The organism is Binatus sp. (SeqCode) (assembly GCF_050013435.1).
In the GTDB taxonomy this organism is placed as follows: domain Bacteria; phylum Desulfobacterota; class Binatia; order Binatales; family Binataceae; genus Binatus.
In genome coordinates this window covers 1-9,141 of record NZ_JBEKFG010000108.1, presented here as the reverse complement: position 1 = coordinate 9,141, position 9,141 = coordinate 1, and the positions used below count along the sequence as shown (strand labels likewise).

Genomic DNA, 9,141 nt, shown 5'->3' with positions numbered 1-9,141 from the left:
CCAACTGCATCGCCTCGAGATTGGGATAGTACGGCAGCAACGCTTGACGCAGCGCCGAATCGAGCGCGTTGACGGGGCCGTTGCCGATGGCGGAGTTGCGCGTGCGCGCACCGTCGGGTCCTTCGATCACGACCACCGCTTCGCTGAAGGGCGCGCGGTCCTCATGCCATTTGTCGTCGAAGACGCGGAAGCTGACGAAGTTGAAATGCTCTTTGGCCAGGCCGAGCGTGCGCAGCATCAGCAGCTCGAACGAAGCGTCCGCCCCATCGAAGGTGTAGCCGGCGCCCTCGAGCCGCTTGAGCTCATCGAGCAACACGGCGATCTTGTCGTTCGCCGTATCGAGCTCGAGGCCGAATTCCTTGGCCTTGTACGCGATATTGGCGCGGCCCGAGAGCTCCGAAAGCAGCACGCGGCGGTCGTTACCGAGCAGCGCGGGATCGACGTGCTCGTAGGTCGCGGTGTTGCGCTGGATTCCCGAGACGTGCAGCCCGCCCTTGTGCGCGAACGCGCTACGGCCGACGTACGGCTGGCGCGCAAACGGCGTGATGTTGGCGAGTTCGTACACTAGCGTCGAGACCTCGCGCATCGTCTTGAGCTTGGCCGGGGGCACGCAATGGTAGCCGAGCTTGAGCTGCAAGTTGGCGATTATCGAAACCAGGTTCGCGTTGCCGCATCGCTCGCCGAAGCCGTTGATCGTCCCCTGCACCTGCACCGCGCCCGCGCGCACGCCGGCAAGCGTGTTGGCGACCGCGACGTCCGAGTCGTTATGGCAGTGAATTCCGATCGGGCAATTGACCGCGGCGCGAGCCGCGGTTACCGCGGCCTCGATTTCGCCGGGCAGGCGTCCGCCGTTGGTGTCGCACAGCGCGATCAGCGTGACGCCCGCGTCGTCAACGGCCTTCAGGCACGCAAGCGCGTACTCGGGATTGTGAAAGTAGCCGTCGAAGAAATGTTCGGCGTCGAAAATCGCCTCGTCGAAGTTCTTTTTCAGAAATGCGATCGTGTCGTTGATAATTTCGAGATTTTCGTTGAGCGGGATTCGCAGCGCCTCGCGGACGTGCATGTCCCAGGTCTTGCCGACCACGGTCGCGACTTGAGTCCCGGTGCGCAGGATCAACTGCAGATTGCGATCGGCCGCGGGGCGAACTCCGGAGCGGCGAGTCGAGCCGAAGGCCGCGATCTTGGCGTGGCGAATTTTGATCTTCTTTATCTCTTTGAAGAACGCCGCGTCGCGTTCGTTCGAGCCCGGCCATCCGCCCTCGATGTAATCGAAACCGAGGTCGTCGAGACGTTGGGCAATCGTCACCTTGTCCTCGACCGTCAGCGAGACGTCTTCGGACTGGCATCCGTCGCGCAAGGTGGTGTCGTAAACCTGGATATGTTTTGCATCCGGCATCGGACTCAAACTGTCTCCCGCGGCGCGGCGTTCGAGCCGCCGTCGCCGTTGACAAACGCGTCGTGCAGCGCGCGCATCGCGAGTTCCCCGTACTTCGAATTGACCACGACCGAGACCTTAATCTCCGAGGTCGAAATCATCTCGATATTAATCCGTTCCGCCGCCAGCACCTGGAACATCGAGGCCGCGACTCCCGCATGCGTGCGCATTCCAACGCCGACCACCGAAACCTTGGCGACCTGATCGTCATGCCGCACGCCCGACGCGCCGATTTCCTTCGCCGTACGGGTGACGATTTCGAGCGCGCGGCCGAGATCTTCGCGCCCGATGGTAAACGTCATGTCGGTGTGACCGTCGGCGCTGGCGTTCTGGATAATCATGTCCACGACGATTCCCGCGTCGGCGATCGGGCTGAAAATCTTCGCGGCCAGACCGGGTCGATCCTCAACGCCGGCAATGGTTATCTTGCTTTGGTTCTGGTCGAGCGTTACGCCCGAAACGAGCACGTCCTCCATTGACAAATCCTCTTGTCCAACCCACGTCCCCTCGGCTTCACGGAAGCTGGAGCGGACGACGAGCGGCACGTTGTAGCGTCGGGCGAGTTCAACCGAACGGGTCTGCAGGACCTTCGCCCCGAGTCCCGCCATCTCGAGCATCTCATCATACGAGATGCGGCCAAGTTTTTTTGCTTTGGGGCAGACGTTGGGATCGGCGGTATAGACGCCGTCCACGTCGGTGTAGATTTCACAAGTGTCGGCTTTGAGAGCGGCTGCCAGCGCCACCGCGGTCAGATCCGACGCGCCGCGGCCAAGCGTCGTGATATCGCCGGCGGGGTTGACGCCCTGGTAGCCGGCAACCACGACAATCTGCCCGTCGTCGAGAGCGCGCATCACGCGATCGCATTGCACGGATTTGATTCGCGCGCGGCCGTGATTCGAGTCGGTGGTCAGGTTCATTTGAAAAGCGAGAAAGGAAACCGTCGGATGCCCCATCGACTGAAGCCGGATCGCGAGCAGCGCCGCCGAGACCTGCTCGCCGGTGGCGACCAGCACGTCGGTCTCGCGCGCGTTGGGCGACTCGCTCAGTTCGGAGGCGAGCTTGAACAACCGATTGGTCTCGCCCGCCATCGCCGAGACCACCACGACGATCCGATTGCCGGCATCGCGCGCCCTGACCACGCGATCCGCGACCGCCTTGATTCGCTCGATCGATCCGACCGAAGTTCCGCCGTATTTTTGAACGACCAATCCCAATGCAATGACCCTATCCGCCCTTTGGAAAGGGGGAATTGAGTATTATGTGCGGAAAATGGGCCTCAAACCAGCCCCCCGCGCAGCCGCGAAGGCCTATTTTGCGAGACGTAGATTGTCGGTCGGTTTCCCGAGAAGACTCCGGAAAAAGCGGATGAGGCCCAACGCTGAAAGCCCCAATATGGCGACGGCTAACTGCAGAACCAAGAGCCCGATCAGAGGTACCGGGATCAACAACAGCACACCTGACATGTCGTATGCCTGAGGCATAATTATTCAGCTCGGCGAGCTGCCCCTCAGGCGAAGCGCCGCTTCAACTTGGAAATAATTTGCGCGTGTCGCGAGTCCACCGCGCTGAATTCGATCCGGCGCAGGTTCGCGCCGGCGTAGCTGATTCGGACTGCCAGGTATTCCATCTCGGCGCCGCCGCGCAGACGCTCGAACCATTCGACGGCGGCGATACCGTCGGAAAACAAGTATTCGCGAAGGCCCAAATCGTCGAGCGTCGCCTCTTCGAGGCGATACAGATCAATATGATAGAGGGGCAAACGCCCGTGATGTTCCTGGATCATCGTGAACGTCGGGCTCAGGATGTCCTCTTCGCGCAAGTTTAGTCCGCGCGCAAGGCCTTTGATAAAGCAGGTCTTGCCCGCGCCGAGATCGCCAATCAGGCCCAGCAATTCGCCGCCTTCGAGCAGCGAGGCGAGCCGCCGTCCCCACGATTTGGTCTCGTGCGGCGAGCGGCTCTCGATCACCATCGTGACCACGCTCGCGCCCGATTCTACAGCCTGATTAGCCATCGCGATTACTCAGTCACTAATATGGCGCAACTACTCTGTTAGTGCTTCCAGCGCCGCCGGCAGCTCGTCAATCACGTCGCCGGCGATATAGCCAACGCGCCCCATCCGCGCCGCGACGCGATCGGCCGCGCAGCCGTGGAGAAAAACGCCGAGCGCGAGCGCGTCGATCGGGCGCATCTTCTGCCCCAGCATCGCGCCGACGATCCCCGAGAGCGCGTCTCCGATGCCGGGCGTACCCATCCCAGGATTGCCGGTCGAATTGATATAGACGTCGCCGTCGGGAGAGGCGATAACCGAATGCGCGCCCTTTATCAGCACGGACGCACCGGTTCGCTCCGCCAGATTGCGCGCGGCAGACACGCGATCGTCGTTGATCACCGCCGGCGTCACGCCGAGCAGGCGCGCGGCCTCTCCCGGATGAGGCGTCAGCACGACAGGACCGCGCGCACACCTTAGAGCTTCGCAACCGATCGCGGCGAGCGCGTTGAGTCCGTCCGCATCGATCAGCATCGGACGGTCGCGCTCGGATGCGTCCGAAATCAGCCATTCGACGAGGCGCTTGGTGTCGTCGCTGACGCCCATTCCCGGCCCGATGATCAACGCGTTCTTACCGTCGATTATCATCTTCAACGCGTCGGGCGCGTGAGCGCCGTCAAAATGGCCGTCGCGATCGGCGATCGGCTCGGTCATCAGTTCGGCCTGCCCTGCCGCGACGATTGGCTGGATCGACTCCGGCACCGCCGCCGTAACCAGGCCCGCGCCCGCTCTCAACGCGGCGCGCGAAGCGAGCAGGACGGCACCGGACTTGCCGCGGCCGCCGGCGATCACCAGCGGATGTCCATACATTCCCTTGTGCGAATTCGCCGGCCGCATGCGAATCAAATGCCGCACGTCGTCGCGCTCGAGGAAGCGGCCGCGAGGCGCAATCTCTTCAATCGCGCGCGCGGCGAAGCCTATATCGACGATCCGCAACTCGCCGGATTGCCCGGCGCCCGGATATGAAACGTGGCCGAACTTCGCGAACCCGAATGTTACCGTGAGCGAGGCTCGGATCGCCGCGCCCATGACCGCACCTGTGTCCGAGTTCACTCCCGACGCGATATCGACGGCGATCGCAGGCACCGGGAATGAATTAACAATCTCGATCACGCGCCGCGGGCCGCCTTTGACCTCCGCGTTCAGTCCCGTGCCGAAAATCGCGTCGATGACAGCGCTCGGACGCTTGCCAAGCGCGGCTTCGAGGCTGGACTCTCTCGATGCCTCGATCAGCTTGCCACCGGATGCGCGGAACTCCGCGTATGCGCGCGCCGCATCGCCCTTCAAGTCCGCCGCGTGCCCGAGCAGAACGGCTCGCACGCCGAAGCCGTCCTGAATCAGTCGTCTTGCTGCGACGAATCCGTCGCCGCCGTTGTTGCCCCGGCCCGCCACGACGAGCACATCGGTGGCTGCTTCGGGGAAGCGCTCGACGAGCGCGTCGGCAACCGCCTCGCCCGCGCGCGTCATCAGCAGGTAGGACGAAATTCCGTACTTTTGCTGGCTGATGCGATCGAGTTCGCGGCTTTCGGCGGCGTTGAGCAAAATCATCGTCGGCTACCCTGTCGCAGATATTACACCTTGCGGGGGAGGCGTGAATGCGGGCGGCAGTGAAAAACTGGACTGGCGCGCCGGCTCTGGTAGCCTTGGGGGTCGGGATTGAAATGATTCGCCTTAGCGTCAACGTCAACAAAATCGCGACGCTCCGAAATGCGCGCGGCGGAAATATCCCCGACGTAGTCGAGGCGGCCCGCACCTGTATCGCCGCCGGATGCCACGGGATAACGGTTCATCCGCGCCCCGACGCGCGGCATATCACGTTTCAGGACGTGTTCGATCTCGCCGCGATGCTGACGGTCGAGTTCAATATCGAAGGATACCCGGGCGCGGAGTTTCTTGACCTCGTGATGCGCGTCAAGCCGACGCAGGTGACGCTCGTGCCCGACCCGCCCGGCGTGCTGACCTCGAATGCGGGATGGAACCTGACCAGCGGCTCGGCGGATTGGCTCGGCGAGGTGCTCGCCAGGCTCGGCAAGACGGGCATCCGCACGAGTCTTTTCCTCGATACCGACGCCGGGCAGATCAGGCGCGCGCGAGAACTCGGCGCGGACCGAATCGAGCTGTTCACCGGACCATATGCGAATGCGTTCGGCACGCCGGCCGGTCAAGAGATTCTCGCGGCGCATCGCGAAGCCGCGCACCTCGCGCGGGAAATCGGACTGGGCGTGAATGCGGGCCACGATCTCGATCTCAAGAATATTCCGGCGTATGCGAAAGCGGTCAAAGGATTGCAGGAAGTCTCCATCGGGCACGCGCTGATCTCCGACGCGCTCTACATGGGACTGACGCGCACGGTGAAGGCATATCTGAAAGCGCTCGGCTCGAAGCCGGCGAAGGCGACGCGCAAGCGCACGATGCGCAATTAAATGTGAAACCCTCCCCGGGTTTCACACTTCCTTGGGCAGGGGTGACCCCTGCACCCAGTATTAAAACAGAGATGCGGGCTTCGCCCTGTTAGAACTTTTTTTGTGTCATCCTGAGCGCAGCGAAGGAACCCGGATCCGGGATTCTTCGCTACAGCAGCTTTCGCTCTAGAATGACAAGTGGGAAAGATGCGGGCTTCGCCCTGTTAGAAGGGGTAACGGGAAAAAGTAGAGCGCACGAGGGGCAATTGATGATGGCCTGCACTGGCCTGCGCCCCGAATACACCGCCAGTCTGGGGTAGCGCCCGTTACGGGGGGCCGGCATACTTCTGGATGGCGGCGCCGATTTCCTGCGCGAGGGTTTTGATCTGGACGCCGTCGGTGCCTTCGACCATCACCCGCGCGAGCATCTCGGTCCCCGAATATCGCACCAGCAGCCGGCCGCTGCCCGCCAGGCATCGCTCGGCGTCGGCGATGATTCGTTGCACGTCGGGCATTTCGGCCATCGGCACGCGATTTCGGACGCGGACGTTTTCCAGAACTTGCGGCACCCGGCGCATCGCGCGCAGCTCGCCGAGCGTCCGCCCACTCTCGGCCATCTGCGCGAGCACCATCAACGCGCTGATCATTCCGTCGCCGGTGGTCGAGTAATCCATGAAGATCACGTGGCCCGACTGCTCGCCGCCCAGGTTGTACGAGTTGAGCCGCATCTCGCGCGCGACCGCGGGGTCGCCGACCTCGGTGCGAATCAGCCGCACGCCCGCGTCGCGAAGCGCCAGCTCGAGTCCGAAGTTGCTCATCACGGTTGCGACCACGGCGTTGTGGCTGAGGCGCCCCTCGGCGGCTAGCTTGAGGCCGAGCAGCGCCATCATGTCGTCGCCGTCGAAGACTTCGCCACGCTCGTCGATCAGCATCACGCGATCGCCGTCGCCGTCGAGCGCGATGCCGACGTTGGCGTGCTCGCGTATAACGGTCTCGCGAATCGCGTCGAGATGCGTCGCGCCACAATTCAGATTGATGTTGGTGCCGTCGGGCTCGGCGGCGATCGCGACGACCTCGGCGCCCAGCTCCTCGAGCGCGTCGGGACCGACCTTGTAGGCCGCGCCGTTGGCGCAATCGATCGCGATCTTGAGCCCGTCGAAGGCGACGGAGCGCGGCAGGCACGACTTCAGAAACACCAGGTAGCGGCCGAGCGCGTCGTCGATGCGCTTGGCCTTGCCGATATCGTCGGCGCGCGCGCGATGCTTGCCGACTTCGGCTTCATCGAACACCAGCGCTTCGATTCGCCGCTCGGTCTGGTCGTCGAGTTTGAATCCTTCGCGCGAAAAAAACTTGATCCCGTTGTCCTGGAAGGGATTGTGCGAGGCCGATATGACCACGCCCGCGTCGGCGCGCATGCTGCGCGTCAGGAACGCGATCGCAGGGGTAGGCAGAGGACCGACCAGCCACACGTCCACGCCCATCGAACAGATTCCGGATTCGATCGCGGTCTCGAGCATGTAGCCCGACAGGCGGGTATCCTTGCCGATGAGAATTCTGCGATGACGACCCGTGGAATTGCGGAACACATGCGCAAGCGCGCGGCCGAGTTTCAGCGCGGTCTCGGAGGTAATCGGCTCCCGGTTGGCGACTCCGCGGACGCCGTCGGTGCCGAACAGTTTACGATGGGTGCTCATCGGCAGTAGTTGTCAGCTTCTCGCGATACATTCGCAGTTTAACCTTGTCGGGCGACTGGTGCAGCAACTGCATTCCGTCGGGCAGTGTCACTTGCAGCGGCAATTCGTGCGAGCCCGGCGCGACGCCCTTGGCGTCAACGTAGACCATCCCCTTGGGCGCGAGACCCGCGAGCTTTACCGCGGGCCCGCGAATCGTCAGCGTGACTTGTTTGGGATCGACGCGGTACTTGAAGCCGCTATCCTTGACTTCAACGTCAACCGCGCGAAATTCACGGTCGGCAATCGCCTCGGCGACATTGACCCGCGCATCGACATGACCCGTCGAGAATCCCAACGCGGGATTGGGCGGCACGATATCCACCGAACGATCGGTATCCGAGGTGAGTCCCTTCAAGTCGAAAGCATCCGTGCTGACCGAGGTAAGCGGCGCGACGAAACGGCTGGGTCCGGCGATGGTGACGGTTGGCGGAGTAATGTCGACCGAGGTAATCGTGTAGCCCGCCTCGACCTTGCCCTGAACCGCCAGATGCACCGGCACGTCGCGCGTGACCAGGCGATCGATATCAAGCGACAATTGATCGGGCGAGATGCTGGTCACGGCGGTGTTTCGTTCCACGTTGAACATCGCGGGATATACCTTGAACTCGGATTGTCCCGCCGCAACGCCGCGCAGATCGATCTTGAGCGTCAGCCGCTCGGGATCCAGCAGCGACAGCAGGCTGCGCGGACCGGTGACTTCGATTTTTACGAACTCCGGCGGATGGTTCACGATCACCATCCCCTGCGGCAGCGAGCCATAGGTGATCGGCACCGTGAGCGACGCGAATGAGTGCTGCTCGGCCGTGTTGACGAATATCCACAGCCCGATCGCGAGCACGATCGCGAATATGCGCAGCCCGATGTCGGCGCCGCGGAGCCGCCGCACACCACTAACTGCGAACACATATTTGAAGTCGCCCAGCCTCATCGTGCGTCGTCCCGTCGCTGTGTAGCCTCCGCGCGCCTAACCCGGCAGCTTCCGCAGTGCGGACAGGACCTCGGTGGGTTCCAGTCCACGGCTCAGCACGCCGCCACGGGCAAGGGAAATCGCTCCGCTCTCCTCGGACACGACCAGCACCACCGCGTCGGTGTCCTCGCTCATCCCAATCGCCGCGCGATGACGCGTGCCCAGCGACAGGCTTACGTTGGGGTTCTGTGACAACGGCAACAGGCACGCCGCCCCGAGTACCCGGTCGCCGTTTATGATCACGGCGCCATCATGCAGCGGAGAGCCGTTCATGAAAATCGTTTCGAGCAGCTCGGGCGAGACCTTGCCGTCAACGATTCTTCCGCTTTCGACGAACTCACCGAGGCCATCGTCCTGCTCGATCACGATCAGCGCGCCGACGCGACGCGCCGACAGCCACGCCGCCGCCGTCGCTATTTCCTCCGCAGGAGTGACGGCAGCCGCATTGCGGCCCAGGAAGGATTGCGCACCGACACGGGTCAGCGCGCGCCGAATGTCCGCCTGGAAGATAACCACCAGGATCACAAACAACGAACCAAGGAAGTTGTTCAAGAGCC

8 protein-coding genes are annotated in these 9,141 nt (G+C 63.0%); 1 reads left to right on the top strand and 7 read right to left on the bottom strand.

The window, feature by feature from the left end:
- The 4 genes from cimA to ABSB13_RS16010 form a co-directional block, all read right to left on the bottom strand.
- On the bottom strand, positions 1–1,396 hold a 1,396-nt coding region (cimA, locus tag ABSB13_RS16025; RefSeq protein WP_428110272.1), incomplete at its 3' end, for a citramalate synthase.
- A 5-nt stretch (positions 1,397–1,401) separates the two neighbouring features.
- Positions 1,402–2,649: an aspartate kinase gene (locus ABSB13_RS16020; RefSeq protein WP_428110271.1), complete on the bottom strand. Its 1,248-nt coding sequence runs from the start codon at positions 2,647–2,649 to the stop codon at positions 1,402–1,404.
- Positions 2,650–2,942: 293 nt separating this feature from the next.
- A complete protein-coding gene (gene tsaE / locus ABSB13_RS16015; protein ID WP_428110270.1) occupies positions 2,943–3,446 on the bottom strand; it encodes a tRNA (adenosine(37)-N6)-threonylcarbamoyltransferase complex ATPase subunit type 1 TsaE in 504 nt (167 codons plus the stop codon).
- Positions 3,447–3,476: 30 nt separating this feature from the next.
- Entirely contained in the window at positions 3,477–5,030 is a 1,554-nt protein-coding gene (locus ABSB13_RS16010; protein ID WP_428110268.1) for an NAD(P)H-hydrate dehydratase, read from the bottom strand.
- Between the two features lie 113 nt (positions 5,031–5,143).
- Here ABSB13_RS16010 and ABSB13_RS16005 point away from each other — a divergent pair, with 113 nt between their 5' ends.
- Entirely contained in the window at positions 5,144–5,905 is a 762-nt protein-coding gene (locus tag ABSB13_RS16005; protein ID WP_428110267.1) for a pyridoxine 5'-phosphate synthase, read from the top strand.
- Between the two features lie 305 nt (positions 5,906–6,210).
- Here ABSB13_RS16005 and glmM read toward each other — a convergent pair whose 3' ends face one another.
- From glmM to ABSB13_RS15990, 3 genes are all read right to left on the bottom strand, one after another.
- Positions 6,211–7,578 (bottom strand): phosphoglucosamine mutase, encoded by a 1,368-nt coding sequence (gene glmM, locus ABSB13_RS16000; protein ID WP_428110265.1) that lies wholly within the window; start codon positions 7,576–7,578, stop codon positions 6,211–6,213.
- Positions 7,562–8,545 carry a CdaR family protein gene (locus ABSB13_RS15995; protein WP_428110264.1) on the bottom strand — a complete coding sequence of 328 codons (984 nt, stop codon included), beginning with the start codon at positions 8,543–8,545 and terminating at the stop codon, positions 7,562–7,564. The genes glmM and ABSB13_RS15995 overlap by 17 nt, the downstream gene beginning before the upstream one ends.
- A gap of 36 nt (positions 8,546–8,581) precedes the next feature.
- On the bottom strand, positions 8,582–9,141 hold a 560-nt coding region (locus tag ABSB13_RS15990), incomplete at its 5' end, for a diadenylate cyclase (protein WP_428110263.1).

Coding starts and splice junctions, on each gene's coding strand:
- ABSB13_RS16005 (WP_428110267.1), top strand. CDS start 5,144: ATGATTCGCCTTAGCGTCAACGTCAACAAAATCGCGACGCTCCGAAAT.
- ABSB13_RS16010 (WP_428110268.1), bottom strand. CDS start 5,030: ATGATTTTGCTCAACGCCGCCGAAAGCCGCGAACTCGATCGCATCAGC.
- glmM (WP_428110265.1), bottom strand. CDS start 7,578: ATGAGCACCCATCGTAAACTGTTCGGCACCGACGGCGTCCGCGGAGTC.
- tsaE (WP_428110270.1), bottom strand. CDS start 3,446: ATGGCTAATCAGGCTGTAGAATCGGGCGCGAGCGTGGTCACGATGGTG.
- ABSB13_RS15995 (WP_428110264.1), bottom strand. CDS start 8,545: ATGAGGCTGGGCGACTTCAAATATGTGTTCGCAGTTAGTGGTGTGCGG.